This window comes from Nocardioides sp. NBC_00163, assembly GCF_045206295.1.
Taxonomy (GTDB): domain Bacteria; phylum Actinomycetota; class Actinomycetes; order Propionibacteriales; family Nocardioidaceae; genus Nocardioides.
Genome location: NZ_CP108155.1, coordinates 5,190,187 through 5,217,021 on the forward strand (window position 1 = coordinate 5,190,187; position 26,835 = coordinate 5,217,021).

General features: G+C 69.0%; 30 protein-coding genes. 24 read left to right on the forward strand and 6 right to left on the reverse strand.

Annotated features, from left to right (window positions below):
• The first annotated feature begins 151 nt into the window (after positions 1 to 151).
• The 9 genes from ftsZ to OG801_RS24920 all read left to right on the forward strand — a co-directional run bounded on the left by ftsZ (position 152) and on the right by OG801_RS24920 (position 7,177).
• Positions 152 to 1,381, forward strand: a complete 1,230-nt coding sequence (gene ftsZ, locus OG801_RS24880; protein WP_355017902.1) for a cell division protein FtsZ — start codon at positions 152 to 154, stop codon at positions 1,379 to 1,381.
• Between the two features lie 9 nt (positions 1,382 to 1,390).
• Positions 1,391 to 2,101 (forward strand): peptidoglycan editing factor PgeF, encoded by a 711-nt coding sequence (gene pgeF / locus OG801_RS24885; protein ID WP_406031785.1) that lies wholly within the window; start codon positions 1,391 to 1,393, stop codon positions 2,099 to 2,101.
• A complete protein-coding gene (locus OG801_RS24890) occupies positions 2,101 to 2,805 on the forward strand; it encodes a YggS family pyridoxal phosphate-dependent enzyme (RefSeq protein ID WP_406031786.1) in 705 nt (234 codons plus the stop codon). The genes pgeF and OG801_RS24890 overlap by 1 nt, the downstream gene beginning before the upstream one ends.
• Before the next feature lie 116 nt (positions 2,806 to 2,921).
• Positions 2,922 to 3,407, forward strand: coding sequence for a cell division protein SepF (locus OG801_RS24895; protein ID WP_141803932.1), 486 nt, complete (start codon positions 2,922 to 2,924; stop codon positions 3,405 to 3,407).
• 152 nt (positions 3,408 to 3,559) lie between these two features.
• A complete protein-coding gene (locus tag OG801_RS24900) occupies positions 3,560 to 4,327 on the forward strand; it encodes a DivIVA domain-containing protein (protein WP_229788310.1) in 768 nt (255 codons plus the stop codon).
• Between the two features lie 469 nt (positions 4,328 to 4,796).
• Positions 4,797 to 5,225 (forward strand): TraR/DksA family transcriptional regulator, encoded by a 429-nt coding sequence (locus OG801_RS24905; protein ID WP_160024321.1) that lies wholly within the window; start codon positions 4,797 to 4,799, stop codon positions 5,223 to 5,225.
• 29 nt (positions 5,226 to 5,254) lie between these two features.
• On the forward strand, positions 5,255 to 5,794 hold the full coding sequence (lspA, locus tag OG801_RS24910) for a signal peptidase II (protein ID WP_406031787.1): 540 nt from the start codon (positions 5,255 to 5,257) through the stop codon (positions 5,792 to 5,794).
• Between the two features lie 71 nt (positions 5,795 to 5,865).
• The gene (locus OG801_RS24915; RefSeq protein ID WP_406036302.1) at positions 5,866 to 6,732 is read left to right on the forward strand and encodes an RluA family pseudouridine synthase; all 867 of its coding nucleotides are present in this window, start codon (positions 5,866 to 5,868) and stop codon (positions 6,730 to 6,732) included.
• The gene (locus OG801_RS24920) at positions 6,710 to 7,177 is read left to right on the forward strand and encodes a GNAT family N-acetyltransferase (protein WP_406031788.1); all 468 of its coding nucleotides are present in this window, start codon (positions 6,710 to 6,712) and stop codon (positions 7,175 to 7,177) included. Before OG801_RS24915 ends, OG801_RS24920 begins: the two co-directional genes overlap by 23 nt.
• 1 nt (position 7,178) lies before the next feature.
• Here the strand turns inward: OG801_RS24920 and mmuM are convergent, their stop codons facing one another.
• Positions 7,179 to 8,042: a homocysteine S-methyltransferase gene (gene mmuM, locus OG801_RS24925; RefSeq protein ID WP_406031789.1), complete on the reverse strand. Its 864-nt coding sequence runs from the start codon at positions 8,040 to 8,042 to the stop codon at positions 7,179 to 7,181.
• A 161-nt stretch (positions 8,043 to 8,203) separates the two neighbouring features.
• Between mmuM and dnaE the strand changes: the two genes are divergently transcribed.
• The 3 genes from dnaE to OG801_RS24940 all read left to right on the forward strand — a co-directional run bounded on the left by dnaE (position 8,204) and on the right by OG801_RS24940 (position 14,011).
• On the forward strand, positions 8,204 to 11,788 hold the full coding sequence (gene dnaE, locus OG801_RS24930; protein WP_406031790.1) for a DNA polymerase III subunit alpha: 3,585 nt from the start codon (positions 8,204 to 8,206) through the stop codon (positions 11,786 to 11,788).
• Positions 11,773 to 12,402: a hypothetical protein gene (locus tag OG801_RS24935; protein ID WP_355017894.1), complete on the forward strand. Its 630-nt coding sequence runs from the start codon at positions 11,773 to 11,775 to the stop codon at positions 12,400 to 12,402. The genes dnaE and OG801_RS24935 overlap by 16 nt, the downstream gene beginning before the upstream one ends.
• Before the next feature lie 88 nt (positions 12,403 to 12,490).
• Positions 12,491 to 14,011, forward strand: a complete 1,521-nt coding sequence (locus tag OG801_RS24940) for a hypothetical protein (RefSeq protein ID WP_355017893.1) — start codon at positions 12,491 to 12,493, stop codon at positions 14,009 to 14,011.
• A gap of 53 nt (positions 14,012 to 14,064) precedes the next feature.
• Here OG801_RS24940 and ybaK read toward each other — a convergent pair whose 3' ends face one another.
• From ybaK to OG801_RS24955, 3 genes are all read right to left on the reverse strand, one after another.
• Positions 14,065 to 14,577 carry a Cys-tRNA(Pro) deacylase gene (ybaK, locus tag OG801_RS24945; RefSeq protein WP_406031791.1) on the reverse strand — a complete coding sequence of 171 codons (513 nt, stop codon included), beginning with the start codon at positions 14,575 to 14,577 and terminating at the stop codon, positions 14,065 to 14,067.
• The gene (locus tag OG801_RS24950) at positions 14,577 to 15,245 is read right to left on the reverse strand and encodes an LON peptidase substrate-binding domain-containing protein (RefSeq protein WP_355021854.1); all 669 of its coding nucleotides are present in this window, start codon (positions 15,243 to 15,245) and stop codon (positions 14,577 to 14,579) included. The genes ybaK and OG801_RS24950 overlap by 1 nt, the downstream gene beginning before the upstream one ends.
• Before the next feature lie 75 nt (positions 15,246 to 15,320).
• On the reverse strand, positions 15,321 to 15,527 hold the full coding sequence (locus tag OG801_RS24955) for a hypothetical protein (protein ID WP_406031792.1): 207 nt from the start codon (positions 15,525 to 15,527) through the stop codon (positions 15,321 to 15,323).
• A gap of 138 nt (positions 15,528 to 15,665) precedes the next feature.
• Between OG801_RS24955 and hisD the strand changes: the two genes are divergently transcribed.
• The 12 genes from hisD to hisF all read left to right on the forward strand — a co-directional run bounded on the left by hisD (position 15,666) and on the right by hisF (position 24,292).
• A complete protein-coding gene (hisD, locus tag OG801_RS24960; protein ID WP_406031793.1) occupies positions 15,666 to 16,973 on the forward strand; it encodes a histidinol dehydrogenase in 1,308 nt (435 codons plus the stop codon).
• A complete protein-coding gene (locus tag OG801_RS24965; RefSeq protein WP_406031794.1) occupies positions 16,970 to 18,064 on the forward strand; it encodes a histidinol-phosphate transaminase in 1,095 nt (364 codons plus the stop codon). The genes hisD and OG801_RS24965 overlap by 4 nt, the downstream gene beginning before the upstream one ends.
• Positions 18,061 to 18,675, forward strand: a complete 615-nt coding sequence (hisB, locus tag OG801_RS24970) for an imidazoleglycerol-phosphate dehydratase HisB (protein WP_406031795.1) — start codon at positions 18,061 to 18,063, stop codon at positions 18,673 to 18,675. The genes OG801_RS24965 and hisB overlap by 4 nt, the downstream gene beginning before the upstream one ends.
• 79 nt (positions 18,676 to 18,754) lie before the next feature.
• Positions 18,755 to 19,414, forward strand: a complete 660-nt coding sequence (gene hisH, locus OG801_RS24975) for an imidazole glycerol phosphate synthase subunit HisH (RefSeq protein WP_355021859.1) — start codon at positions 18,755 to 18,757, stop codon at positions 19,412 to 19,414.
• On the forward strand, positions 19,415 to 19,747 hold the full coding sequence (locus OG801_RS24980; protein ID WP_355021860.1) for a hypothetical protein: 333 nt from the start codon (positions 19,415 to 19,417) through the stop codon (positions 19,745 to 19,747).
• Between the two features lie 9 nt (positions 19,748 to 19,756).
• Positions 19,757 to 20,188 (forward strand): DUF1801 domain-containing protein, encoded by a 432-nt coding sequence (locus OG801_RS24985; RefSeq protein ID WP_406031796.1) that lies wholly within the window; start codon positions 19,757 to 19,759, stop codon positions 20,186 to 20,188.
• A 52-nt stretch (positions 20,189 to 20,240) separates the two neighbouring features.
• Positions 20,241 to 20,693 (forward strand): DinB family protein, encoded by a 453-nt coding sequence (locus OG801_RS24990; RefSeq protein WP_406031797.1) that lies wholly within the window; start codon positions 20,241 to 20,243, stop codon positions 20,691 to 20,693.
• A gap of 15 nt (positions 20,694 to 20,708) precedes the next feature.
• Complete coding sequence (locus tag OG801_RS24995) at positions 20,709 to 21,377, forward strand: isochorismatase family protein (RefSeq protein ID WP_406031798.1); 669 nt, start codon at positions 20,709 to 20,711, stop codon at positions 21,375 to 21,377.
• Positions 21,374 to 21,844, forward strand: a complete 471-nt coding sequence (locus tag OG801_RS25000) for an SRPBCC family protein (RefSeq protein WP_406031799.1) — start codon at positions 21,374 to 21,376, stop codon at positions 21,842 to 21,844. Before OG801_RS24995 ends, OG801_RS25000 begins: the two co-directional genes overlap by 4 nt.
• Before the next feature lie 63 nt (positions 21,845 to 21,907).
• The gene (locus tag OG801_RS25005) at positions 21,908 to 22,627 is read left to right on the forward strand and encodes a VOC family protein (protein WP_406031800.1); all 720 of its coding nucleotides are present in this window, start codon (positions 21,908 to 21,910) and stop codon (positions 22,625 to 22,627) included.
• Between the two features lie 157 nt (positions 22,628 to 22,784).
• Positions 22,785 to 23,534: a bifunctional 1-(5-phosphoribosyl)-5-((5-phosphoribosylamino)methylideneamino)imidazole-4-carboxamide isomerase/phosphoribosylanthranilate isomerase PriA gene (gene priA / locus OG801_RS25010; protein WP_406031801.1), complete on the forward strand. Its 750-nt coding sequence runs from the start codon at positions 22,785 to 22,787 to the stop codon at positions 23,532 to 23,534.
• Entirely contained in the window at positions 23,531 to 24,292 is a 762-nt protein-coding gene (gene hisF, locus OG801_RS25015) for an imidazole glycerol phosphate synthase subunit HisF (RefSeq protein ID WP_406031802.1), read from the forward strand. The genes priA and hisF overlap by 4 nt, the downstream gene beginning before the upstream one ends.
• Before the next feature lie 111 nt (positions 24,293 to 24,403).
• Here hisF and OG801_RS25020 read toward each other — a convergent pair whose 3' ends face one another.
• Both OG801_RS25020 and OG801_RS25025 read right to left on the reverse strand, forming a co-directional pair.
• Positions 24,404 to 25,831: a YncE family protein gene (locus tag OG801_RS25020; RefSeq protein WP_406031803.1), complete on the reverse strand. Its 1,428-nt coding sequence runs from the start codon at positions 25,829 to 25,831 to the stop codon at positions 24,404 to 24,406.
• A 309-nt stretch (positions 25,832 to 26,140) separates the two neighbouring features.
• Positions 26,141 to 26,764 carry a TIGR03085 family metal-binding protein gene (locus OG801_RS25025; protein WP_406031804.1) on the reverse strand — a complete coding sequence of 208 codons (624 nt, stop codon included), beginning with the start codon at positions 26,762 to 26,764 and terminating at the stop codon, positions 26,141 to 26,143.
• Positions 26,765 to 26,835: the final 71 nt, after the last annotated feature.

The following is a 26,835-nucleotide window of genomic DNA, read 5'->3' on the forward strand; positions in this document are numbered from 1 at the left end:
GATCCGCGTCCGCGTGTCGCGCCAGTTTGAGGACGTACGTCTGCCTACTGTTCTGAGAACGGCGAGGTTGACATAACTATAACCCTCAGGCTGAGGGTAAGGGTTAAGAACCGGCCGTAAGAACCAACCATCGATCGAAGGGGCGACCACCGTGGGAGCTGCACAGAACTATCTGGCGATCATCAAGGTCGTCGGCATCGGTGGCGGCGGCGTCAACGCTGTCAACCGGATGATCGAGGTCGGCCTCAAGGGGGTCGAGTTCATCGCCATCAACACCGACGCCCAGGCGCTGCTGATGAGCGACGCCGACGTCAAGCTCGACATCGGTCGCGAGCTCACCCGCGGTCTCGGTGCCGGCGCCAACCCGAGCGTCGGGGAGAGCGCCGCCGAGGACCACGCCGACGAGATCGAAGAGGTCATCAAGGGCGCCGACATGGTCTTCGTGACCGCCGGCGAGGGTGGCGGCACCGGCACCGGTGGCGCCCCGGTCGTGGCCCGCATCGCCCGCTCCCTCGGCGCCCTGACCATCGGTGTGGTGACCCGCCCGTTCGCCTTCGAGGGCCGTCGTCGCGCCAACTCCGCCGAGGAGGGGATCAGCAAGCTCCGCGAGGAGGTCGACACCCTCATCGTCATCCCCAACGACCGCCTGCTGTCGATCTCGGACCGCAACGTGTCGGTGATGGACGCGTTCCGCCAGGCCGACCAGGTGCTGCTGCAGGGTGTCTCCGGCATCACCGACCTGATCACCACGCCCGGCCTGATCAACCTCGACTTCGCCGACGTGAAGTCGGTCATGTCCAACGCCGGCTCGGCGCTGATGGGCATCGGCTCCGCGCGCGGTGACAACCGCAGCGTCGAGGCCGCCGAGATGGCCGTCTCCTCGCCGCTGCTGGAGGCATCGATCGACGGCGCCCACGGGGTCCTGCTCTCGATCGCTGGTGGCTCCGACCTCGGCCTCTTCGAGATCAACGAGGCCGCCGCGCTGGTCGCCGACGCGGTCCACGAGGAAGCCAACATCATCTTCGGCGCGACCATCGACGACGCGCTCGGTGACGAGGTCCGGGTCACGGTGATCGCCGCCGGCTTCGACGGTGGCATGCCCAAGCGCCGCGAGGGCGCCTCGGCGCTCGGCAGCGTGCAGGGCCGCTCCAGCGCCTCCCAGTCCACCAACAACGGTGAGACCGCCGCCGTGGCCACCGCGGTCGCGACCCGGCGCACCGAGGAGGCCGAGGAGACCCCGGCCGCCGCGCCGGCCAAGCCGGCCCCGGCCACGCCTCCGCCCGCGGCTCCGCCGGCCGAGCCGGCCCCGGTCGCCAAGAAGCCTGCTCCGAGCGTCCAGTACAGCGACGATGAGCTCGACGTTCCCGATTTCTTGAAGTAGGTCCCTCGCTTGTATTCGTTCCGAGCCTCAGCAGGCCTCGTCGACCTGGCGTTCACCGACAGGTACGGCGGGGTCAGTCTCGCTCCGTACGCCGAGCTCAACCTGGCGGTCAACGGCTCGGACTCGCCGGAGGCGAAGGCCGAGAACCATCGGCTGCTGCTGGCCGACTTCGCCGACGGCGCGCCCTACGCCGACCTCTACCAGGTCCACGGCAACGCGGTCGTCGACGCGGAGTGCGGCACCCGCCCCGAGGCGGACGGAATCGTGACCACCGAGCGTGACCTGGTGCTGTTGGTCCGCACCGCCGACTGCGTACCAGTGCTGTTCGCGGACGAGGCGGCCGGGGTCATCGGCGCGGCGCACGCCGGACGCAAGGGGATGGCGGCCGGGGTCGTGCCCGAGACCGTCGCCCGGATGCGCGCGCTCGGCGCGACACGGATCAGCGCCTGGGTGGGGCCGCACGTGTGCGGCAAGTGCTACGAGGTGCCTGCCGAGATGCAGGAGGAGATCGTCGCGGTCGAGCCGGCCGCACGCGCCACCACGAGCTGGGGCACCCCGAGCCTCGACGTCGGCGCCGGAGTGCTCGCCCAGCTGGCTCGCGAGGGCGTCGAGACGGTCGACGCCAGCCGCTGCACCCGCGAGTCCGACGACCTCTACTCCTACCGTCGCGACGGCGCCGGCATGTCGCTGGGCGCCCTGATCCGGCTGCGTGGTGCCTGATGGCGACCGATCGCGCCGATGAGATCGCCGCGGGGCTCGCCGAGACCCGCGAGCGGGTCGCGGTGGCCGCCAAGGCCGCCGGTCGCCCCGCCGACGATGTCCACCTGGTCGTGGTCACCAAGTTCTTCCCCGCCTCCGACGTACGCATCCTGGCCGGCCTCGGCGTCACCGACGTCGGCGAGAACCGCCACCAGGAGGCGGCGGCCAAGGCGGCCGAGTGCGCCGACCTCGGTCTGCGATGGCACTACATCGGCGGGCTCCAGTCCAACAAGGCGGCCGCCGTGGCCGGCTACGCCGACGTGGTCGAGTCCGTCGACCGGTCCTCGCTGCTGCCCCGGCTCAGCCGCGGCGCGGGGGAGCGCGGCCAGATCCTCGACGTCCTCCTGCAGGTATCCCTCGACCCGCCCGGGCGCGAGGGTCGCGCCGGGGCGGATCCCGGTGACGTACGCGACCTGGCTGCTGAGGTCGAGGCGACTGACGGGCTCCGGCTGCGGGGGCTGATGGCGGTCGCGCCTCTCGGTGAGGAACCGGAGCCGGCGTTCGTCCGGCTGGCGCGGATCCGGGAGGACTTCCTGGTCGAGTATCCCGACGCGACGGTGCTGTCGGCGGGGATGAGCGGCGACCTGGAGCAGGCGATTGCCCATGGCGCGACACACGTACGTGTTGGGTCTGCGGTCCTCGGACAGAGGCCAACTGTCAAGTAATGTCTCGGGAAGCAATACTTTGGGGAAGGTGGCTACATGAGTGAGCGTCAGCGAACGGCTAGGAACCTCAGGCCGCCGCGTCCGTATTCTTGTGGTTGCCCTACGGAGGTGGCGGCATGAGCGGCGCGATGCGCAGGTTCGGTGAATACCTCGGCCTGCTCGAGGACACCGGGTACGACGACGATGTCTACGAGGGTGACGACGACGAGACCCGCTCCCACCAGGCCGTCAAGGCGCCGGTGCGGTCGAAGCAGTCACGCCCGGCTCCGGTGGCTGACCTTTCCGAGCGGCGACGAGCAACGGTGGTGCCTGCAGTGGCAGAGCTTTCCAAGATCATCACGCTGACCCCGACGTCCTACAACGAAGCGCGTCAGATCGGCGAGAACTACCGCGACGGCACGCCGGTGATCATGAACCTCACCGAGATGAACGATCCGGACGCGAAACGGCTTGTCGACTTTGCGGCCGGCCTGATCTTTGCTACCTATGGGAACATCGAGAGGGTCACCAACAAGGTGTTTCTTATCTCACCTGCGAACGTTTCGGTCACGGCTGAGGCAAAGCAGAGGATCGTTGAGGGCGGCTTCTTCAACCAGAGCTGAGGCCTTCGACACCTGCTCGTAGGTGCCTGGATGCGGTCCGCATCTGGCATGTCTACGGACAGGCGCTAGAGTTTCGACAGCATTACCTGATGCCGCCCCCCGGCGGTGCAGTCCGTACGTCTGAGTCAACCGAGTAATGAATGGGTGAGGTCATGCCGCTGACGCCAGAGGACGTGAGCAACAAGCGCTTTACTCCCGTCCGGCTCCGCGAGGGCTACGACATGGGCGAGGTGGACCAGTTCCTCGACGAGGTCGAGGCCGAACTGGCACGTCTCACCCGGGAGAACGACGACCTTCGCGGGAAGTTGGCATCTGCGCAGTCGGGTGGGGGTCCGTCCTTCCCGATGGCTCCCGAGCCGCCTGCTCCTGAGCCGATGCCGGCTCCTGAGCCGGTCTCGCACCAGATGCCGATGTATCAGGAGGCACCGCAGACCGGCGGCATCGAGACGATCCGGGTCGAGACCGTGCCGGAGGCGTCCAATGCCGCCGCGCGCCTGCTCGAGCTGGCCACGCGCAACCACGACGCGCTCATCGACACTGCCAAGAACGACGCCGACAAGATCGTCGGCGAGGCTCGCACCAAGGCCGAGCGCCTCGAGGCCGAGTCGAAGTCGAAGGCCGACCGCATGGAGGCCGACGCGCGCACCCGTGCGCAGATGCTCGACAGCGAGACCGCCGAGCGTCGCCAGCAGCTCTTCGGCGAGCTCGAGCGTGAGAAGGACAACCTGACCACCGAGGTCGACACCCTGCGCAACTTCGAGCGTGAGTACCGCTCCCGCCTGAAGAGCTACTTCACGCAGCAGCTCGACGCGCTCAACAACTCGGCTGAGTCACAGGCGCCCGTGATGGCCGCCGCCGTCAACGAGTCGGGCCCGGCGCCCAAGCGCCTGCGCTCCATCCTGGGGGAGGACGAGGGCTGAGGTCCTCGTAGTCAGGCTTCCATCGGCCGGTCCCGCATCGCGGGGCCGGCCGATGCGTACGTCCGCTGTGTCCTGACGGAGCCCGCCGGCTGCGGCAGGAACGCGTTGTAGCAGGTGAGGCGGGTCCTGTAAGAGGATTTCGGAGTTTTTCCGCGCTGCGGACCAATATGCGTGCAGTTTCGGTGTGTTAGTTGAGTGGAGCCGAATCCCGGGCTACATTCCGGGCACGCACTCCGCACCGACTCGGCGGCGCGAAGTGACGGCAGGAGAAAGGGGACTCCATGTCTGTACCGATGAGGTGTCGCGCCAGCGCGGCAGTCGGGCGCGTCCAGGTGGCGACGCCCGAGCTTTCTGGGAATACCAGCTCCTACGTCACGGCTTCCACGTCGGTGGCCGCGGCGAGCGCCTAAGCCATAACTGACCACCGTGCGGCCCGGGGGGCCGTGTCACACACCAGAAAGCGAGTGCCGTGCCTAAGAAAGCAACCAAGACCGTCGTCTCTCCTGACCAGTTGAAGGTCAAGGACGGCGAGGACCCGTGGACGAAGGATGAGCTCAACGAGGTCATCGACGAGCTTCACGAGATGAGAGCTCACAGCCTCGAGGTGCTCACCGCTCTCGAAGCCGAGCTCTCCGGCCTGATGAAGGACTCCGGCGACGGCGCCGGCCAGGACCAGGCCGACATGGGCGCGACCAGCTTCGAGCGTGACCACGAGCTGACCGTGGTCAACAGCGAGAAGGACAAGCTGGCCCAGATCGAGCGTGTCCTGGGATACCTCGAGGACGGCTCGTACGGCATCTGTGAGTCGTGTGGGGAGCCGATCGGCAAGATGCGGCTCATGGCGTTCCCGCGTGCCACACTGTGCATGACATGCAAGCAGCGCGAGGAGCGTCGCTGAGCGACGCACATACCGGTCCTGAGTCCGACGTGCGCCCTGTTCGATGGGCCGAGTTCGCGACCGTCGCAGTGTTTCTGCTGGTCATCGACCAGATCACGAAGCTCTGGGCGGTCGCGACGCTCGTTCCCGGGCAGCCGCAGGAGTTCATCGGCTCGGTGCTCCAGTTCAACATCATCCGCAACCCGGGAGCAGCCTTCTCGACCGGGACCGGCTACACCTGGGTCTTCACGACGCTCTCGATCGCGGCCACGATCGGTGTGCTCTGGTTCGCGCGCCGGGTGCGTCACCGCGGCTGGGCCATCGCGCTCGGCATCCTGGTCGCCGGCATCAGCGGCAACCTGGTCGACCGGCTCATGCGTGAGCCGGGCTTCTACGTCGGGCACGTCGTCGACTTCCTGCAGCTGCCCAACTGGCCGATCTTCAACGTCGCCGACATGTGCATCAACGTCGCCGCGGTGCTGATCGTGATCTTCTCGTTCAAGGGGATCGGGCTCGACGGGTCGATCGACGGCGGTGCCGCGGACGAGTCCGATGACACCTCGGACGAGCCCGAGGGCGAGAAGAAGTGAACTTCGGTCACGCCGACCAGCGCACGCTGCACGTCCCCGACGGTCTGGAGGGGGAGCGGGTCGACGCCGCCATGGCGCGGCTGTTCGGCCTCTCCCGCACCCGTGCGGCAGAGCTGATCGCCGAAGGGCTGGTGACCGTGGACGGCTCGGCCGTGGCCAAGAGCGACCGGGTCAGTGCCGGGTCGATGCTCGACGCGACGATCCCGTCGCAGGCAGACCCCCTCGAGATCAAGCCCGAGATCGTCGAGGGCATCAAGATCATCTACGACGACGACGCCTTCGTGGTGATCGACAAGCCGGTCGGCGTGGCCGTCCATCCCTCGCCGGGCTGGCAGGGGAAGACCGTCGTCGGCCACCTCGTCGCGGCCGGCTTCCGGATCTCCACCTCGGGGGCCAAGGAGCGCGAGGGCATCGTCCAGCGCCTCGACGTCGGCACCTCGGGCGTGATGGTGATCGCCAAGTCCGAGCACGCCTACTCCGTCCTCAAGAACGCGTTCCGGCAGCGTACGGTCGACAAGACCTACCACGCGCTGGTCCAGGGCCACCCCGACCCGCTCGAGGGGACGATCGACGCACCGATCGGGCGCAACCCGAAGTACGACTACAAGTTCGCGGTCCGCGCGGACGGGCGTCAGTCGGTGACCCACTACGAGACGCTCGAGGCGCATCGGTTCGCCTCGCTGCTCGAGATCCACCTCGAGACCGGGCGCACCCACCAGATCCGCGTCCACATGTCGGCGCTGAAGCACCCGTGCGTCGGCGACCTCACCTACGGCGCCGACCCCGCCCTGGCGCGGCGCGTCGGGGTCGAGCGGCAGTGGCTGCACGCGGTGCAGCTCGGCTTCGAGCACCCGGAGACCGGTGAGTACGTCACCTTCGAGTCGACCTACCCCGACGACCTCCAGCACGCCCTCGATGTCATTCGCGACTCCGACTGAGGCGGTGCTCCGCCCGGCGGAGTCCGAGGACATCGCCGAGATCGTCCGCACCTACGTCGAGGCACGTGCCGCCGCGCCGATGCCGGCGCCGATCTACCCGGAGTCGGACATCCGGGAGTGGCTCGCGGTCAAGGTCCTGGCGCCCCAGAAGGGGTCGCAGGTCTGGGTCGCGGAGGTCGACGGCGTCGTCTCGGCCTTCGTCGCCTTCACCCCGACCTGGCTCGACGACCTCTTCGTCCACCCCCGCGCCCAGGGCGCCGGCCTCGGCACCATGCTGCTCGACCTGGTGAAGTCGCTGACCGCCGACGGCTTCGGCCTGTGGGTCTTCGAGATGAACACCCCGGCGCGGGCCTTCTACGCCCGCCACGGACTGCGCGAGGTCGAGCGGACCGACGGCTCGGCCAACCAGGAGAAGACCCCCGACGTACGGATGGCCTGGCCCTGACCTACTCGCCCTTGAGGTGGTCCATCTCGGCCGCGATGCGGGCGATCTCGGCGGGGCCGACGCGGCAGCAGCCCCCGACGTACTCAGCCCCGGCGCTGACCCAGGAGAGGGCCTCTCCGGGCCGGAAGCGAGGGGTGCCGGTCCAGGCGCCGTCGGCGTACGTCTCGCCGGTGTTGGGGTAGACGACGGCGGGCTCGCCGGTGGCGGTGGCCAGCTGGATGGCGGCGGGGACGTCGGCGGGGTCGCAGCAGTTGACGCCGACGGCGACGACCGAGCGGATGCCCGCGGCCAGCGCCAGTGCGTCGGCCAGGGGCTGGTCGGCGCGGGTGCGGGTGCCGGCGCAGGAGTAGGAGAACCACACCGGGAGGCCGATGTCGTCGAGCAGGTCGACGAGCACCTCGGCCTCCTCGATGTCGGGGATGGTCTCGACCGCGATGAGATCGGGGTCCTCGGTCTCGAGCAGCGCCAGCCGGGGTGCGTGGAAGTCACGCAGTACGGCCGCCGAGACGCCGTAGCGGCCGCGGTACTCCGACCCGTCGGCCAGGTAGGCGCCGTAGGGCCCGATCGAGGCGGCGACCAGGCGTCCGGGAGCCTCCACAGCGACCTCACGCGCGACGCGGACACTGCGGCGCAGCAGCTCGGTGGCGTACGTCTGGGTCATCCCGGCCTCCACGAAACCGGGCACGCTGGCCTGGTAGCTGGCGGTCGTGGCGACGTCGGCGCCGGCGGCGAAGTAGGCGCGGTGGACCGCGGCGATCTCCGCGGGTGACTCGTCCAGCAGCCGGGCCGTCCACAGGGCTCCGGAGACGTCATGACCGCGTGCTTCCAGCGCGTTGGACAGGCCGCCGTCGAGGATCGTCACCATGACTCAAGACTGTACGGCCAGCCGCCCGAGAAACGCCCTGGGGCGTCGACGAAACTGTCGGTGCCGCCAGATAGTCTGTAGTCCTTCCCCCAGGTCGTCCGTTTGAGCACGGGCTCCTGCGCCCGCTCCATCCGTTCGACCTCGAGGAGGGCTCCACGCCAATGGCGGCCGGCTCCAAGGACTCATTCGTCCACCTGCACGTCCACACCGAATACTCGATGCTGGACGGAGCCTCGCTCCTCGACGGGCTGTTCTCGCGCACCGCCGAGCTGGAGATGCCGGCGATCGCGATGACCGACCACGGCAACATGCACGGCGCCTACGACTTCTGGTCGAAGGCCCGCAAGCACGACGTGAAGCCGATCATCGGCATCGAGGCCTACATCACGCCGAACACCCCGCGCGGCGAGCGCAAGCGGGTGCGGTGGGGCAAGGGCGACCAGGCGCAGGAGGGCGGCGACGACGTCTCGGGTGGTGGCGCCTACACCCACATGACGATGTGGGCCGAGTCCACCGAGGGGATGCACAACCTCTTCCGGCTCTCGAGCCGCTCGAGCCTGGAGGGCTACTACTTCAAGCCGCGGATGGACAAGGAGATCCTCGCCGAGCACTCCAAGGGGATCATCGTCTCCACCGGCTGTCCCTCGGGCGCGATCCAGACCCGGCTGCGGCTGGGCCAGTGGGACGAGGCGCTCAAGGAGGCCGGCGAGCTGCAGGACATCTTCGGGAAGGACAACGTCTTCCTCGAGCTGATGGACCACGGCATCTCCATCGAGAAGCGGGTCCGCGACGACCTGCTCAAGCTCGGCAAGGCGATGAACATCCGCCCGGTCGCGACCAACGACTCCCACTACAACAACCCCGAGGACGCCGCCGCCCACGAGGCGCTGCTGTGCGTCCAGTCGGGCAGCCGGATGACCGAGCCGCCCTACTCCAAGGGCGGCAAGCGGTTCGCGTTCGAGGGCAGCGGCTACTACATCAAGACCGCCGCCGAGATGCGCGAGCTGTGGGGCCGGCAGGACCTGATCGAGGCCTGCGACAACACCCTGCTGATCGCCGAACGCTGCGACGTCCAGTTCACCGAGTCGACCGGTGGCTACATGGCGCTCGCCGACATCCCCGAGGGCGAGACCGAGGAGTCGTGGCTGCGCAAGGAGACCTGGCGCGGCATCGAGCTGCGCTACCCGGGTGAGAAGACGACCCAGGAGGTCCGGGACCGCGTCGAGTTCGAGATCGACGTCATCCTGCAGAAGGGCTACCCGGGCTACTTCCTGGTGGTCGCCGACTTCATCCAGTGGTCCAAGGACAACGGCATCCGGATCGGACCGGGCCGTGGTTCCGGTGCCGGCTCGATCGTGGCGTACGCGCTGCGGATCACCGATCTCGACCCGCTCGAGCACGGACTCTTCTTCGAGCGGTTCCTCAACCCCGAACGTCCCTCGATGCCCGACTTCGACATCGACTTCGACGACCACCGCCGCGGTGAGACGATCAAGTACGTCACGGAGAAGTACGGCGCGGAGAAGGTCGCCCAGATCGCCACCTTCGGCCGGATCAAGGCCAAGCAGGCGATCAAGGACGCGGCCCGCATCCTCGACCACGGCTTCGCGATCGGCGACCGGATCACCAAGGCGCTGCCGCCCGACGTGATGGGCAAGGGGGTTCCGCTCAAGGAGCTGTTCAACCCCGACCACAAGCGCTACGGCGAGGGCGGCGACTTCCGGGCCCTGCACGACACCGACCCCGACGTCCGCAAGATCTACGAGACCGCGCTCGGTCTCGAGGGCCAGATCCGGCAGACCGGCATCCACGCCGCGGGCGTGATCATGGCCTCCGAGCCGATCATCGACGTCGTCCCGCTGATGGAGCCCAAGCAGGACGGCCAGGTCGTCACGCAGTTCGAGTATCCGACCTGTGAGGCGCTCGGCCTGGTCAAGATGGACTTCCTCGGCCTCTCCAACCTCCACACCCTCGAGGACGCGCTCGGCAACATCCGCGCGAACCGCGACATCGATCTGGTGCTCGAGGAGGTCCCGTTCGACGACAAGCCGACCTACGAGCTGATGCAGCGCGGCGACACGCTCGGCGTCTTCCAGCTCGATGGTGGTGGCATGCGCGCGCTGCTGCGCTCGATGCTGCCCGACCGGTTCGCCGACATCACCGCGGTCTCCGCGCTCTACCGGCCCGGCCCGATGGGCGCCGACTCCCACAACAAGTACGCCCACCGCAAGAACGGCCGCGAGCCGATCGTGCCGATCCACCCCGAGCTCGAGAAGCCGCTCGCAGAGGTGCTGGGGGAGACGTACGGCCTGATCGTCTATCAGGAGCAGGTGATGTCGATCGCCCAGGTCCTGGCCGGGTTCTCGCTCGGACAGGCCGACAACCTGCGCCGCGCGATGGGCAAGAAGAAGAAGGCCGAGCTCGACAAGCAGTACGCCGGCTTCCAGGCCGGCATGCTCGAGCGCGGCTACTCCCAGAAGGCGATCGACACGATCTGGGAGATCCTGCTGCCGTTCTCCGACTACGCCTTCAACAAGTCGCACTCGGCGGCCTACGGCGTGGTCACCTACTGGACCGCCTACCTCAAGGCCAACTACCCGACCGAATACATGGCCGCGCTCTTGACCTCGGTCAAGAACGACAAGGACAAGATGGCGATCTACCTCAACGAGTGTCGCCGGATGAAGATCGCGGTGCTGCCGCCCGACGTCAACGAGTCCGCCCACGACTTCACCGCGGTCGGCAGCGACATCCGCTTCGGCCTGACCGCCGTGCGCAACGTCGGCGCCCAGGTGGTCGACGGGATCGTCGAGGCCCGCACCTCCAAGGGCCGGTTCGAGGACTTCAACGACTATCTCTCCAAGGTGCCCGAGCGAGCCTGCAACAAGCGCGTGATCGAGTCGCTGATCAAGGCCGGTGCCTTCGACGACATGAAGCACCGCCGTCGCGCGCTGGTGGCGATCCACGAGACCGCCGTGGACCAGTACATCGACATCAAGCGCAACGAGGCGATCGGCCAGGACTCGCTCTTCGGCGGCCTCGACGAGGACGGAGGCGACGGCTTCGGCGTCTCGGTGGCCATCCCCGACATGGACGAGTGGGACAAGATGACCCTGCTCGGCCATGAGCGGGAGATGCTGGGTCTCTACGTCTCCGACCACCCGCTGATGGGCCTGGAGCACGTCCTCGCCAACGGTACCGACTGCACCATCGGTCAGCTGATGACCGACGAGACGCGGCCCCACAACACCACCGTCACGGTCTCCGGGCTGGTCACCAACGTCAACCGGCGTATCACCAAGAAGGGCGACGCGTGGGCGACGGTGACCCTGGAGGACCTCGAGGGCTCGGTCGAGGTGCTGCTCTTCCCGTCGTCCTACCAGCTGGCCGCGCCGCATCTGGTCGAGGACGGGATCATCCGGGTCAAGGGCCAGCTCTCCCGCGACAAGGACCAGCCCGAGCTGCGTGGCCAGGAGGTCACCGTCCCCGACCTGACCGGCGGCCCGGGTGCGGCTGGGGGGCCGGTGGTGATCTCGCTGCCGTCGACGCGGTGCACGCCGCAGGTGATCGCGTCGCTGCGTGACGTACTGACCACCTATCCCGGAGTAGCCGAGGTCAGGCTACGGTTGATGACACGGGACGCGACCCGGGTCATGAAGCTCGATGACCGGCTGCGGGTGGCACCGACTCCCGAGCTGTTCGCCGACCTCAAACAACTCCTCGGACCAGGATGCCTGACAATCTGATCGTGCCGCCGCCGCCCAGTCTCTACGCGACCGGCCACCGCTCCGCCCGCCCCGACCTGTCCCGCCCGGTGCTGGTCCAGGTGGCCATCATCGTGGCCGCCTTCATCGTCGGCGGCCTTGCGGCTGGTCTCGCGGCGGCGACGTTGTGGACGCCGCCGACCGGGATGGTGCTCGAGGACAAGTGGTACCGGGGGCTCATCTCGATCGACCCGCCCGCCATCGGGCAGAACATCGATCAGGGCGTCTTCGCCGCGACCGCCTGGTTCTCGGTCTGTGCGATCGTGCTCGGCCTGCTGGTCGGCATCGCGGCCGCGGTCTGGCTCAACCGCTCCGAGCTGGTCACCCTCGGTGCGCTGATGGTCGGCGGTGCGATCGGTGGCGGCCTGATGCTGCTGATCACCTCGCTGCTCTCGCCCGAGGACCCCAATGGTCTCGCCAAGGGTGCCGCCGACGGCACCGTGCTCGAGGACAGCTTCCAGCTGGCCTCGCCGTGGCTGGTCCTGCTCGTCCCGGGCTCGGCGATGCTGGCGCTGATGGTCATCTTCTTGATGTGGGCGCCGCACCCTCCCGCGGATCACGAGCTCGACGGGCAGCAGTCCGCGACCGAAAGGTAAATTCGGCGGACAGCCTCCGTTGGGCGGCGTAGATTCAACAGGTTGGACGGTTGGCACCATGCTGACCGACAGAACCTGAAAGTCACTGATGTCAGAGAACATGCCCGGTCAGAGCCCGTCCGGACCGGAGGCGACAGAGATCCTCGATCTCGGCGGAAGGCCCGCCGGAAAGAGCAAGAAGCCGCTGGTCATCGGCGCGGTAGCCGTCGTGGGCGTCGCTGTGCTGGCGACCGCCGGCACCGTCACCGCGGTCGCACTGAGCAGCGCCGGTGGCTCCCCGGCAGAAGCGTTCCCCGCCTCGACCGTCGCTTACGCCGAGATCGACCTGACCGAGGCCAAGAGCGCCCTGCCGACGCTGCGCAAGCTGCCTTCGCTCGAGAAGGAGCTCGGCCTGAAGAAGGGCGAGGACCCGCGCGAGGCGCTGTTCACCAACGCCTGTGACGACCTCGACTTCGCCAAGGACGTCGAGCCGTGGATCGGCTACAAGGCCGCGGTCGGCGCAGTCCCGACGGACGCGGAACCGGTGCTCGCGTTCGCACTCCAGGTCACCGACGAGTCCGATGCCGAGGCCGGCCTTCCCAAGCTCGCCGAGTGCGGCGGCTCGGAGTCGGCCTGGTCGGTCGGTGACGGGTGGGCGCTCATCGCGGAGACCGACGGCGACCTCGCCACGATCGAGAAGGCGGTGGCGGCCGGCACCCTGGCCGAGGACGCCGGCTTCGAGAAGTGGACCGGTGACGTCGGCGGCACCGGGTTCATCACGGCGTACGCCGCGAAGGAGCTGCCGGACGCCATCGCCGAGGCGGCTGAGAACGGCGCGTTCGACGAGGCCGAGGGTGAGCTCGCCGAGAACCCGATGGGTGGGATCGCGCCGTTGCCAGACCCGGCTGCCCTTGCCGACACGATTCGGTCGGCGATGAAGGACTTCGGCGGTGCGGCCTTCACCGTACGTGCCGACGAGAACGCCTTCGAGCTCGAAGCCGCCTCGTCGATGGGCGAGCAGGCCGAGTCCATGGAGGCCGGCACCCTCGCCGGCACGCTTCCGAAGGACACCACCGCGGTGATCGCGGCCAACCCGGCCGATGGCTGGCTCACGACCGGTCTGGCCGGGAGCGGCGCGGAGGACCAGTTCACGCAGATGCTCGGGATGGCGCCCGGCGACCTCGAGAAGCTCCTCGGTGACAGCTTCGCGATCGCGGCCGGCGAGATCGACCTGAGCGCTCCGGACTCCCTGGACATCGGGATCAAGCTCGACGGTGCCGACTCCGCCGATGTCGAGAAGTTCGTCGGCGACCTCACCGCAGGCTTCGGTGCCGAGGGCATCGTCAGCGTCGACAGCGAGGGCGAGGTGACCTCTGTCGGGATGGGGGACTACAGCAAGGACCTGCTCGCCGACGGTGGCCTGGCAGAGACCGACAAGTTCAAGAACGCGGTCCCCAACGCCGAGGACTCCTCCGGGGTGGTCTACCTCGACTTCGACGGTCTCGATGAGCTGGCGGCAGCCGAGGCTCCCGAGGTCGCCGACGACATCGAAGCGCTCGGCCAGCTCGGCTTCAGTGCCTACCTCGACGGCGACACCTCGCGAGCCCTGGCTCGCATCACCGTCGACTGACCTGCCGAGCCGACTCGGCGTGGGTTTCGGTCAGTTCGCGCCGACTCGGCGGGTCATCTGGCGATGGGGGCCGTGGTGGCGTACGTGATCTTGATCAGGTCGGCGGGGGAGAGCTCGATGTCGAGGCCGCGTCGGCCGCCGGAGACGTAGATCGAGTCGTACGTCGTCGCGGACTCGTCCAGGACGGTCCGGTGGGGACGCTTCTGGCCGACGGGTGAGATCCCGCCGGCGACGTAGCCGGTCGCGCGCTCGGCCGCGGCCACCTCGGCCATCTGCGCCTTCGAGCCACCCAGAGCGCGCGCCAGTGCCTTGAGGTCGAGCTGGCCGGTGACGGGGACGATGCCGACGACGAGCTTCCCGTCCAGGGAGGCCATCAGCGTCTTGAAGACCCGCTTCGGCTCGACGCCGAGGGCCTCGGCGGCCTCCAGGCCGTAGGACTCCGCGCGCGGATCGTGCTCGTAGGGGTGCAGGGTGTAGTCGATGCCGGCCTGGGTGAGGGCCACGGTCGCGGGGGTGCCTCCGCCAGCCCGTTTTCCGGCCTGCTTCCCGGTTTGTTTCTTGGGCATCAGTTGGGGGACCACTTCGTGCGGGCGACCTCGGTCGCGGGCAGCGAGGGGATGACGTTCATCGCCTTGAGCTCGGAGCGGAGCAGGTCGGTGGCCATGCCGAGGCGTACGCCGGCATCGGGTGCCTCCAGGAGCGACTGCCGCTCGGGCATCGGCAGGGGAGTGGTGGCGGAGATGGTCCAGGAGAGGAACTCCGGGTCCTTCGGGAGCGAGCCGGAGAACGGGTCGTCGCGGAACTCCAGCAGCGCGGCCCGGTAGGCGGTGAAGGTCGCCCGTGCGGTGTCGACGATCGCGTTCGGGACCGCGACGTGGTCCTCGGGGAGGTCCTCGACGTCGGCGACGGGGAAGTCGCCCGAGCTGACCAGGCTGTCCATCCGGATCCGGTCGACCGCGAGCACCTCGAGGTCGAAGGAACCGTCCTCGTGCCGCTCCACCTCGGTGATCAGCAGCTTCACCCCGACGCGGTAGAGCGACTGGGCACCGGTCTCACCGACCTCGTAGCCCTCGCGGATCGCGACCGAGCCGAAGTGGCGGTCCTCCTCTTCCTGGCGGAGCAGGTGGTGCACCATCGCGCGATAGCGGTCCTCGAAGACGCGCAGCGGCAGCGTCACGCCGGGAAACAGGACCGCGTTGAGCGGGAACATGGGTAGTCGCTGGCGCTCGTTCACGGGCACCAACCTATGGGGGCTGCGGGCGTGTGCGCCCGCGAACCCCCGTGTTGTTTCAGCAGCCGACCCGAGCCGTCAGTCGTCGTAGACCGCCCGGTCGATCTTGGTGTGGTAGCGCTGACCGCCGGCGGCGCCGAGGACGGCCCCGACGAGTATCACGGCCAGGAGGGCGATGCCGGTGATCACGGCGCCCCAGGTGAGCTGGTCGGTGCTCAGCCCCACGCTGGGCAGGTTCTCGGCTGCTTGCTGGTTTTGTCGGTGGAACGGTCGTGTCAGTGCCATGACGATCCTCCTTTGGTGGGTCGGAGTTCCGAGTACCCGGATCGGGGCGCCGTATGCGTCTCTCCGCCGCGTGTCGCGCGGCGTCCGCGTGGCGTCGGCAGATCGGCTCAGGAGGCCGCCCACTCGTAGACTTGAGGCATGATCCGCCGCATCGACCTGAGGGGTGCCGACAGAGGCGCCGCTTCGACCATCGACTACCGCGCCGCCGTTCCGCGTGCCGAGTTCGACATCGAGGCGGCCACTCATGCGGTGCAGCCGATCATCGACGCCGTCCGCGAGCGCGGCCAGGAGGCGATCGCCGAGTTCTCCGAGAAGTTCGACGGCGTGCGCGTCGACGACATCCGGGTCCCCACCGGGGCGCTGACCAAGGCGCTCGACGAGCTGGACCCGGCGATCCGGGCGGGGCTCGAGGAGTCGATCGCGCGGCTGCGTACGACCTGTGCCGCCGAGCTCGAGAAGGACGCGGTCACCGACCTGGCGCCCGGCGCCCGGGTGACGCACCGCAAGGTGCCGGTGGGGCGCGTGGGGCTCTATGTGCCTGGTGGTCTGGCTCCGCTCGTCTCCTCGGTGCTGATGAACGTCGTCCCGGCGCAGGTCGCCGGAGTGCCTTCGATCGCGCTGGCCTCCCCGCCGCAGAGAGAGTTCGGCGGGCTTCCGCAGCCCACCATCCTGGCCGCGTGCGCGCTGCTGGGCGTCGATGAGGTCTACGCCGTCGGCGGCGCCCAGGCGATCGCGATGTTCGCCTACGGGGTCGATCCGTGCGAGCGCGTCGACATGGTCACCGGTCCCGGCAACATCTACGTCGTCACCGCGAAGCGCCTGCTCAAGGGGCAGGTCGGGATCGACTCCGAGGCGGGCCCGACCGAGATCGCGATCCTCGCCGACGAAACCGCCGAGGCCGCCTACGTCGCCGCCGACCTGATCTCCCAGGCCGAGCACGACCCGCTGGCCGCATCGGTGCTGGTCACCGACTCCGAGACGCTCGCCGCCGACGTGGAGGCCCAGCTCGACAAGCAGGTCGCCGCGACCAAGCACGTCGAGAGGATCCGTACGTCGCTGACCGGTGCGCAGTCGGGCATCGTGCTCGTCGACGACATCGACCAGGGCGTCGACGTCGTGAACGCGTACGCCGCCGAGCACCTCGAGATCCACACCGCCGACGCCGCGCGGGTCGCCGGCCGGATCCGCAACGCCGGCGCGATCTTCGTCGGCTCCTACGCTCCGGTGTCGCTGGGTGACTACTGCGCCGGGTCCAACCACGTGCTGCCCACCGGCGGCTGCGCCTGCCACTCCTCGGGTCTCTCGGTGCGGGCCTTCACCAAGTCGATCCACGTCGTCGACTACTCCCGTGAGGGGCTGGCCGCGGTCAAGGACCACGTGGTCACGCTCGCCGAGGCCGAGGACCTGCCGGGCCACGGCGCGGCCGTGTCGGTGAGGTTCTCATGAGCTGGCCGCCGATCCGTGCCGAGCTCGCCGGGATCGAGCCCTACGGCGCTCCGCAGCTGGACGTCCCGGTCCAGCTCAACGTCAACGAGAACCCCTACCAGCCCTCCGCCGAGACGGTCGCCGACATCGCGGCCAGCGTCGGCGAGGCGGCGCGCACGCTCAACCGCTACCCCGACCGCGAGTTCGTCGCGCTGCGGGAGGGGCTGGCTGCGTACCTCTCCTCGGATGTGGAGGCGCAGATCGCGCCGGAGCAGGTGTGGGCGGCCAACGGGTCCAACGAGGTGATGCTGCAGCTGCTGCAGGCCTTCGGTGGTCCCGGGCGCACCGCGATCAGCTTCGCGCCGACCTACTCGATGTATCCGGAGTACGCCCGCGACACCAACACCGAGTGGGTCGTCGGACACCGCGAGAGCGACTTCGCGATCGATCTCGAGAAGGCACGGGCGCTGGTCGAGGAGACCCGGCCCCACGTCGTACTGCTGCCGAGCCCCAACAACCCCACCGGCACCGCGCTGCCGCCCGAGGCGGTCACCATGCTGTGCGAGGCTGTCGGCGACGGCGGCATCGTCGTGGTCGACGAGGCCTACGGCGAGTTCCGGCGGACCGGGGTGCCCTCGGCGCTGGAACTGCTCGACCGCCACCGCAACCTGGTCGTCACCCGCACGATGTCCAAAGCGTTCGCCGGAGCCGGGCTGAGGCTCGGCTACCTGGCGGCCGACCCGGCGATCTGTGACGCGATTCGCGTCGTACGCCTGCCCTACCATCTCTCCGCGGTGACCCAGGCGGCGGCGAGCGCGGCCCTGCGGCACGCGCCGGAGCTGCTGGGCTACGTGGCCGATCTTCGCGAGGAGCGGGACACGCTGGTGGAGTGGCTGCGTGAGCAGGGGCTCGAGGTCGCCGACTCGGACGCCAACTTCGTCCTCTTCGGCCGCTACGCCGACCGGCACGCGGTCTGGCAGGGGTTGCTCGACCGCGGCGTGCTGATCCGCGAGACCGGGCCCGACGGATGGCTGCGGGTCTCGGTCGGGACGCCCGACGAGATGACCGCTTTCAAGCAAGCTTTGACCGATGTGAACGGAGCACGCGTATGAGTTCGGCACGAACTGCCCGGATCGAGCGGGAGACCTCGGAGTCGAAGGTCGTCGTCGAGGTGAACCTCGACGGCACAGGTCGGGTGGACGTCTCGACGGGCGTCGGTTTCTACGACCACATGCTGACCGCCTTCGGACGGCACTCCCTCGTCGACCTGACCGTGCACTCCGAGGGTGACGTGCACATCGACGCCCACCACACCGTCGAGGACACCGCGATCGTGCTCGGCCAGGCGCTGCGCCAGGCGCTGGGGGACAAGAAGGGCATCCGTCGCTACGGCGACGCGACCGTCCCGCTCGACGAGGCCCTGGTGCGGTGCGTCGTGGACGTCTCCGGCCGTCCCTACTCGGTCCACACCGGCGAGCCGGAGGGCCAGCAGTACGTGCTGCTCGGCGGCTCCGGGGTGCCCTACCTCGGCTCCCTGACCCAGCACATCTTCGACTCCATCGCCCACCACGCCCACCTGACGATGCACGTCAACGTGCTCGCCGGGCGGGAGCCGCACCACATCGTGGAGACGCAGTTCAAGGCGTTCGCGCGGGCGTTCCGCGACGCGATCGCCTACGACCCGCGCGAGACCGGGATCCCGTCGACGAAGGGCGCACTGTGAGCGAGCGTCAGCGAGTGAACAATCGTGTCCCTACAGCGCCGCGTTCGTATTCTGGCGCTTGCGTCACGGACGTGGTGCTGTGAGTGCACCTTCCGTCGTCGTCCTGGACTACGGCTCCGGAAACGTACGCTCCGCCGTCCGCGCCGTCGAGCGCGCCGGTGCCTCGGTCGAGCTGACCGGTGACCTCGACGCCGCGATGGCGGCCGACGGTCTGCTGGTGCCCGGTGTGGGGGCTTTCGAGGCCTGCATGAAGGGCCTGCGCGCGATCCGCGGCGAGCGGATCATCGCCCGCCGGCTCGCCGGCGGTCGCCCGGTCATGGGGATCTGCGTCGGCATGCAGATCCTCTTCGAGACCGGCATCGAGCACGGTGTCGAGACCGAGGGCTGTGGCGAGTGGCCCGGAGTCGTCGAGCGTCTCCAGGCACCGATCGTGCCCCACATGGGCTGGAACACGCTCGACGTGCCGTCCGGGACGTCCCTGTTCGCGGGCGTCGAGAAGGAGCGGTTCTACTTCGTGCACTCCTACGGCGTACGCGACTGGACCCTGGTCACCAACGACCGCACCGTCGCGCCGCTGGTCACCTGGGCGGAGACTGGGCCTGATTCTGGGGGTGGCGACCGGTTCGTGGCCGCCGTCGAGAACGGCCCGCTGAGCGCCACCCAGTTCCACCCGGAGAAGTCCGGCGACGCCGGCGCCGCGGTCCTGCGCAACTGGGTGTCCTCCTTGAAGGCGGCGTAGGTGGCCCAGACCGGAGCCCGGGCGAAGGCCCGCGCTGAGCGTGAGCGGCTGGCCGCCCAGGCCGCCGAGGAGCGGGCCGCCCGGACGGCCAGGTCCGCCTCCCGCCGAGCCCGGCGGGAGCGGTTGACCGGCTGGGTTCCCGCTCGCCGGTCCCGGCCGGTCAGTGCGCTCGCGGAGCGCCGGCGACGCAACGTACGGATCCTGATCGTCGTCCTGCTCCTCCTCAACGCGCTCGTCTACCTCGTCACCGAGGACGTCGGGACGGTGGTCTTCGCGGGCGTAGCGTCGGTGCTGGTCGCGCCGGTTGTCTACACGATGCTGTTCCGCCGCTAAAGTGGCCGGATGGCCAAGACGACCTGGACCGACGCCGATCCGGTGGGGTTCATCGAGGCTGTCGAGCCTCCGGATCGTCGTCGGGACGCCGCCACGCTGCTGGAGTTGATGCGACGCGCCACCGGGGCGGAGCCTCGGATGTTCGGGTCCGCGATCGTGGGTTTCGGCGAGTACCACTACAAGTACGCCAGCGGGACCGAGGGCGATGCCCCGGCCGCGGGTTTCTCGCCCCGCAAGGCCGCCTCGGTCGTGTACCTCAACGACGGCATCTCGGCCCATGAAGACCTCCTCGCCCGCCTCGGCCAACACACCCACGGCGTCGGCTGCCTCTACCTCAAGGACGTCGCTGCGGTCGATCTGGGTGTTCTCGAGGAGATCATCCGGCGCTCGTACGCCACCCTCACCGGCGGCACCTACGGCAAGCGCGCCGCGGAGGGATGAGCGTCGTGATCGACGACTTCGCGAAGGCTCATCTGCACGACAGCTCCGTGGCGTGCGCGAGGCGCTGGTGTGGAAGCTCGAGGGGCTCTCCGAGCATGACGTCCGCCGCCCGATGACGCCGACGGGCACCAACCTGCTCGGGCTGGTCAAGCACAACGCCCTCTCCGACGCCCGCTACTTCGGCGAGGTCTTCGGCCGTACGCCACCGGTCGACCTTCCACCGTGGGGCACCGCCGGATGGTGGGACGCTACCCACCGGGCGACGGAGCACGAGAGCCGGAGCGATGTCCTCGACCTCTACCGCAGCGTCTGGTCCCACGTGGACGCGACCATCGAGGCGCTCCCGATCGACGCTCCCGGCCACGTGCCGTGGTGGAACGAGGACGTCATGCTCTTCAACATCATGGCCGCCCGCCTCTGCGACGCCACCCGTCACGCCGGCCACGCCGACATCCTCCGCGAGACCATCGACGGCTCGGTCGGCGTCAACCCCGAGAGCGCCTGAGTGGTGGCGCCGAGCGTGCACAGGTGGGCGATCTCCGAGCGGGAGTACGCACGCCACGAGGCTAGGCGGGGTAGGCGGCACGCGTACGAGAGCCTCGACCCGGCCAGGACCGCGCTGGTCGTCGTCGATCTCGTGCCGTTCTTCTACGAGGCGAACGAGACGTGCTACGCGATCACCCCGAACGTACGTCTGCTGGCGGATGTCCTCCGTGGGGCCGGCGGCGTCGTCGCATGGGTTGTGCCGGGAGACCCCGGACCGACGACCTGGGCGCGGGAGTTCCGCGGGGAGGAGGTCGCCGAGATGTTCCGGCGCAGCGGTGGCGCGGGGCCGATCGAGGGGCGGCTCGGGCCTGGTCTGGAGGCGCACGATGGCGACGTGCTCGTCGAGAAGACCGCGACCAGCGCGCTCTTTCCGGGCAGCTCGACGCTGCATGACGAGCTTCGGGAGCGTGACATCGAGACCGTTGTCGTCACCGGCACGCTCACCGAGGTCTGCGTCGCCGGGACGGCGCGGGACGCGGCAACGCTGGGATATCGCACGATCCTGGTCGCCGACGCCACCGCCGGTCGTGACGACGAGTCCCACAACGCGACGCTGACGACCATCTATCGCACTTTCGGCGACGTACGCAGCACCGACGATGTCCTCGGGCTCGTCGCCGCCGGATGTAGTGTCGGGACATGACCGATTACGAGGTCTCCAGATCCGCGATCCTGCCGTGCGACATCGGGCGCGCGCACGCGATGCTCGACGACTTCCATCAGTGGCCGGCCTGGTCGCCCTGGGAGGAGCTCGACCCGGACATGTCGCGGACCTACTCGGGCGCCGAATCCGGTGTCGGCGCGCGCTATGCCTGGTCGGGCAACAAGCGCGCGGGGGCCGGCTCGATGGAGGTCACCGAGTCGCGCCCCGAGCACATCGAGGTCGCGCTGGGATTCCTGAAGCCGTTCAAGAGCCGGAGCACGGTGAGCTTCGACCTGGCCACCGTCGCCGGCGGTACGCAGCTGAAGTGGACCCATGCCGGGTCGGTGAGCGGTGTGATGGGGCTGATGACCAAGTTCTACTCGATGGAGAAGGCGATCGCGCCCGACATGGAGAAGGGGCTGGCCAAGCTGGCGACCGTGGCCGCGCGGCCCGCCGGTACGGACTGATTCCGTCGGCGCGGCTCCGAAACCGATTGCGTACCGGTCCCGGCGCGACCTAAGTTGCCGAACATGACACCTCGGCGGTTCGGGATCTGTATTGACGCCAACGACCCGGAGCGGGTCGCGGAGTTCTGGGCAGCGGTGCTGCGCCGGGAGACCGAGACGAATGGCGACGAGATCCGGCTGCTGCCACGAGCGGAGGACGACCTCCGGATCCGGTTCCTGCCCACCGACGCGCCGAAGACGATCGAGAACCCGCACCATCTCCATCTGACCAGCAGTCTGGCCGACGACCAGCAGCGGACCGTCGACCGGCTGATCGGTCTCGGCGCCACACACGTCGACGTGGGGCAGCGGCCGGACGAGGACCACATCGTGCTCGGCGACCCGGAGGGCAACGAGCTGTGCGTGATCCCGGCCGGCAACAGCTGGCTAGCGGGGACCGGGTTCCTGGGGGAGGTCGCCGCGGACGGGTCGCGGGAGACCGGGATCTTCTGGAGCGCGGCGCTCGCCTGGCCGCTGGTCTGGGACCAGGACGGCGAGACCGCGGTCGCGACACCGTCGGGCAGCGCCAAGGTCGCCTGGGGCGGGCCGCCACCGGTGCCGCGTGGGCCGCGGGACCGGTTCCGTTTCGACCTGATCGCGCCCGAGGACACCGGCCCTGCTGATGAGATCCGGCGCCTCGTCGGGCTCGGCGCCACGGTCGTTGCCGAGACGTACGGTGACGGGCGGTGGGCGAGGATGACCGACCCGGATGCGTACGAGTTCGAGCTGCTGGCGCCTTGTTAGGTGTGTTCCTTCGTCAAGGTATGCAGCCGAAGGGCCGCTTCCCGCGCGGAACTCCGGGAGGGATGTGTTCCTTCGTCTGCATACCTTGATGGAAGAACCGTCTCGCAGCAGGACGGCGGGGCAGGGGTGGCGGCGTACAGAACATAGGATCGTCCCCATGGGTGACTACCTCGAGCTCCTGCCGGCCGTCGATGTGAAGGGCGGACAGGCGGTGCAGCTGGTCCAGGGCGTGGACGGGTCGGAGAAGCGGTTCGGCGATCCCTACGAGGCTGCCCTGAGGTGGCAGGAGACCGGGGCCGAGTGGATCCATCTGGTCGACCTCGACGCCGCGTTCGGTCACGGCAACAACCGCGAGATCCTCGCCGGCATCGTCGGCAAGCTCGACATCAAGGTCGAGATGAGCGGTGGGATCCGCGACGACGAGTCGCTCGAGGCCGCGATGGCGACCGGCTGCCGCCGCGTCAACATCGGCACCGCGGCGCTGGAGAACCCGGAGTGGACCCGGCAGGCGATCGCGACCTACGGCGACCGGGTCGCGGTGGGTCTGGACGTACGCGGGCGAACCCTCGCGGCGCGCGGCTGGACCAAGGACGGCGGCGACCTCTACGAGACGCTCACCCGCCTCGACTCCGAGGGCTGCGCGCGCTACGTCGTCACCGACGTCAACAAGGATGGCATGCTCCAGGGCCCCAACCTCGACCTGCTGCGCGCGGTCTGCGAGGCCACCGACCGCCCGGTCGTGGCGAGCGGGGGAGTGACCACCATCGATGACATCGAGGCGTTGATGGGCCTGGTCGGGATCGGCGTGGAGGGTGCCATTGCCGGCACGGCGCTCTACACCGGGTCCCTGGACCTAGCCGAGGCGCTCGATCTCACGCTCGGCCGGCCGCGCGGGGACCAGTCATGACCCTGGCCGTACGCGTCATCCCCTGTCTCGACGTCGACGCCGGCCGCGTCGTCAAGGGGATCAACTTCAAGGAGCTGCGCGACGCCGGCGACCCGGTGGAGCTGGCCGCGACGTACGACAAGGAAGGCGCCGACGAGCTCACCTTCCTCGACATCTCCGCCTCCCACGAGGGGCGCGCGACTACGCTCGAGATCGTCACCCGCACCGCTGAGCAGGTCTTCATCCCGCTCACGGTCGGCGGCGGCATCCGCAGCGTCGACGACGTGGACCGGATGCTTCGTGCCGGCGCGGACAAGATCGCGGTCAACACCGCGGCCATCGACCGCCCGGAGTTGATCGCCGAGATCGCCGACCGGTTCGGCAACCAGGTGCTCGTACTGTCCGTCGACGCCCGGCGGGCGCCGGCCACCGACTCCGGGTTCGAGGTCACCACCCATGGCGGCCGCAGGTCAGCGGGCCTGGATGCGATCGAGTGGGCGGCCAAGGCCGTCGAGCTCGGTGCCGGTGAGATCCTGCTCAACGCGATGGACGCCGACGGCACCGAGGACGGCTTCGACATCGACCTGATCAAGGCCGTACGCAGCGAGGTGACCGTCCCGGTCATCGCTTCCGGTGGCGCCGGCAAGGCCGACCACTTCCCGCCCGCGGTCGACGCCGGCGCGGACGCCGTCCTCGCGGCCACGATCTTCCACTTCGGCAAGGTGCGGATCGCCGAGGTCAAGCAGGCGCTCTCCGGCGCGGGCGCGGCTGTTCGCTGACGGTCGCCCCGCGCGGCAAAATCCCGCCATGGCGGGAAAGTGCTGCGCCCGCGGGGCAAGGTGCCCGACAGAATCCCGCCATGGCGGGATTCTGCGCCCTGGCGCGGGCGGCTAGCTCAGCAGCGAGCTCGGGATCTGCCCGTGGCGTACGCGCTGGGGGTGGTTGCCGACGTCGAGGTAGGCGAGCTCCTCACCGGTGCGGAAGTCGATCACGGCGAGCGCGTCGGCGTCGGACAGTGATGCCCAGCAGGTGTTGCCGGGGCCTTCGGTGGTCCAGTAGGGCTTGCCGTAGTAGTGGCCGGTGGTCTCCTCGTCGAGGATGGTGTGCTCGCCGCTGGAGCGGTCGACCATCGCGACGTAGTCGTCCATCGTCCCCGCCGCACACAGGGTCTCGCCCTTGGAGTCGATCGAGAGGCCGTGATGGGCGGAGTCGTTGACGTAGAGCTCGCGCGGCAGCGGGGTGCGCTTGGGGAGCTGGATGACTCGGGTGACGGCGCCGGTGCGTGGCTCCTCGACGGAGCCGGTGGAGTAGCCGACCTTCCCGTCGATGTCGGCCGCCTGGGTGTCGAACTCGACCAGGCCGTGCAGGAACGACATCTGGAAGTAGATGAACCGCTCACCGGGGGCGACCGCCATCGGACGTACGGCTGAGGAGATCGACGGGTAGCCGGCCTCCTCCAGCTCCTTGCCCATCTCCCAGCGCTGGGAGACCTCGAAGGTGGACTCGTCGACGATCTCGAACCAGCGGTCGCCCTTGATCGCGTCGTGGATCGGGCCGATCTTGATCGGCGGAAGCAGGTCGGTGCCGGGAATGGTGCCGAGGCCGAGCTGGTCGAGGTTGATCAGCGGCAGCGAGTCCAGCGAGATCTCCTTCTGGTCGCCGGGCAGGTAGACGCGACCGATGGAGGCGTGGAAGATGCGCGAGCCGTCCTTCGAGTAGTTGTTCTCGTGGGGCGTCTCGCCCGACTCGAACGTACGCAGCCGCTCACCCGTCCGCGGGTCGCCCGCACCGCCCATCCAGTACTCGTGCACCGAGCGCGAGGTCGAGTCCGAGACCAGCAGCTTGGTGCCGTCGGGGGAGAGGCCCATGTGGTCGGTGCGGTGGCCGTCCATCTGCTGCTCGACCACGACGGAGTCCGGCGCGCCCGCGAGCGCCTTCTCGATGTCGATCCAGACCACATCGGCGAGGCTGGGACGCGAGACCGCCAGCAGCTTGCCGTCCCGGGTCGTGAACATGTCGTCCACGAGCTGGTCGTTGCCTTCGCCGGGGCCGTAGCGGACGAGGTAGTACATGGCCAGTCGCTCGGGATCCTGGTGGATCGCGGCGATCTCCTCGTCCTTGTCTGGCACCAGGTCGATGTCCTTGCGCAGCACGTCGAAGCTGCGAGCATCGACAATCGAAGCCGTCCCGTCCCAGTTGTTGCCCACGACCATCACGTCCCGCAGCTCTGGTGTCGCGCTCGCGCTCACTGCTGGAGCGGCTGCGCTGAGCGAGAAGACGAAGAGCATGGCGACGGTGACTGCTGCCGCACGACGCATCGTGGGACCTCCTGGGGGATTCGGTTATCTGAGACACAACGTCTCTGGGGGCGGGAGGTTACGGGCGGGTAGGCGTACGCCGACGCGAGACAAGAGGTCTCCGCGCGATGGAAGAAAAATTCCGCAACCCCAGCAAAACCACCCCCGGCCGAGGCACCCTCAGAGGCGAACGAAAGTTCGTTCGCCTCCCCGACACCATCTGCCGAACTGGTCCCCGGACGGAAAGAAAATTCCGTTCACAGGTCGACCGACGCAGTCAGGCCGACCGCCCAAGCTCCCAAGCCGCCAGCCCAATAAGAAACATCAGCCTCAGAACCCGAGCCTGGCGTTCTCCAGCTGAGTGATCCGCTCCGCCGGGCCGTCGAAGGACAAGCCCCGCACCTCATGCCGCCCGAAGCAGAAGAGCATGAGCTCGCCGACCGGGCCGGTGATGGTGACGGGCTCGTCGCCGGCGCGGAGGGTGGCGGTGTCGATGCCGTTGCTGACCACGAGCGGCATGTCGGCGGAGCGGACCAGGCCCCTGCCGAGCAGTTTCAGGGTGCGCCAGAGGTCTCGCTCGGCAGCGGCGGGGAGCGTACGCGGCTCCCAGCCCGGCTGGGCGCGGCGGAGGTCCTCGTGGTGGACGAAGAACTCGACGGTGTTGACGGCCCTCTCGACGGGACCGAGCGCGAACGGCGTGCCCTTCGGGTCGCGGAGACGGGCGGCGAGAGACTCGAGCGGTTGGGCGGCGTACGCAGCCTCCGCCTTCCTCAGCACGGGCGCGAGCGGCGGCAGGAGGTTGCCCGCCGCTGCCCACGGGCGGCGTTCGCGTACGAGCAGATGCACCAGCAGGTCCTTGACCTCCCAGCCTTCGCAGAGCGTCGGGGCCGTCGGCCCGAGGGAGACGGCGGTGTCGCACAGGGCGATGCGCTCGGAGCGCGCGAAGGAAGCCACGGCCTGCACCTTATCGAGCCATTCCAGCGCAGGGTGGTTTCAAAAAAATTCGTCGCAGTCACGGTGCTGAC

Coding starts and splice junctions, on each gene's coding strand:
- hisD (WP_406031793.1), top strand. CDS start 15,666: ATGATCCGCCGCATCGACCTGAGGGGTGCCGACAGAGGCGCCGCTTCG.
- OG801_RS24915 (WP_406036302.1), top strand. CDS start 5,866: ATGGCGCGGCTGTTCGGCCTCTCCCGCACCCGTGCGGCAGAGCTGATC.
- OG801_RS24955 (WP_406031792.1), bottom strand. CDS start 15,527: ATGGCACTGACACGACCGTTCCACCGACAAAACCAGCAAGCAGCCGAG.
- hisF (WP_406031802.1), top strand. CDS start 23,531: ATGACCCTGGCCGTACGCGTCATCCCCTGTCTCGACGTCGACGCCGGC.
- hisB (WP_406031795.1), top strand. CDS start 18,061: ATGAGTTCGGCACGAACTGCCCGGATCGAGCGGGAGACCTCGGAGTCG.
- OG801_RS25020 (WP_406031803.1), bottom strand. CDS start 25,831: ATGCGTCGTGCGGCAGCAGTCACCGTCGCCATGCTCTTCGTCTTCTCG.
- OG801_RS24985 (WP_406031796.1), top strand. CDS start 19,757: ATGGCCAAGACGACCTGGACCGACGCCGATCCGGTGGGGTTCATCGAG.
- dnaE (WP_406031790.1), top strand. CDS start 8,204: ATGGCGGCCGGCTCCAAGGACTCATTCGTCCACCTGCACGTCCACACC.
- OG801_RS24935 (WP_355017894.1), top strand. CDS start 11,773: ATGCCTGACAATCTGATCGTGCCGCCGCCGCCCAGTCTCTACGCGACC.
- OG801_RS25005 (WP_406031800.1), top strand. CDS start 21,908: ATGACACCTCGGCGGTTCGGGATCTGTATTGACGCCAACGACCCGGAG.
- OG801_RS24900 (WP_229788310.1), top strand. CDS start 3,560: ATGCCGCTGACGCCAGAGGACGTGAGCAACAAGCGCTTTACTCCCGTC.
- OG801_RS25000 (WP_406031799.1), top strand. CDS start 21,374: ATGACCGATTACGAGGTCTCCAGATCCGCGATCCTGCCGTGCGACATC.
- OG801_RS24940 (WP_355017893.1), top strand. CDS start 12,491: ATGTCAGAGAACATGCCCGGTCAGAGCCCGTCCGGACCGGAGGCGACA.
- OG801_RS24895 (WP_141803932.1), top strand. CDS start 2,922: ATGAGCGGCGCGATGCGCAGGTTCGGTGAATACCTCGGCCTGCTCGAG.
- priA (WP_406031801.1), top strand. CDS start 22,785: ATGGGTGACTACCTCGAGCTCCTGCCGGCCGTCGATGTGAAGGGCGGA.
- OG801_RS24965 (WP_406031794.1), top strand. CDS start 16,970: ATGAGCTGGCCGCCGATCCGTGCCGAGCTCGCCGGGATCGAGCCCTAC.
- OG801_RS24920 (WP_406031788.1), top strand. CDS start 6,710: ATGTCATTCGCGACTCCGACTGAGGCGGTGCTCCGCCCGGCGGAGTCC.
- mmuM (WP_406031789.1), bottom strand. CDS start 8,042: ATGGTGACGATCCTCGACGGCGGCCTGTCCAACGCGCTGGAAGCACGC.
- OG801_RS24890 (WP_406031786.1), top strand. CDS start 2,101: ATGGCGACCGATCGCGCCGATGAGATCGCCGCGGGGCTCGCCGAGACC.
- ybaK (WP_406031791.1), bottom strand. CDS start 14,577: ATGCCCAAGAAACAAACCGGGAAGCAGGCCGGAAAACGGGCTGGCGGA.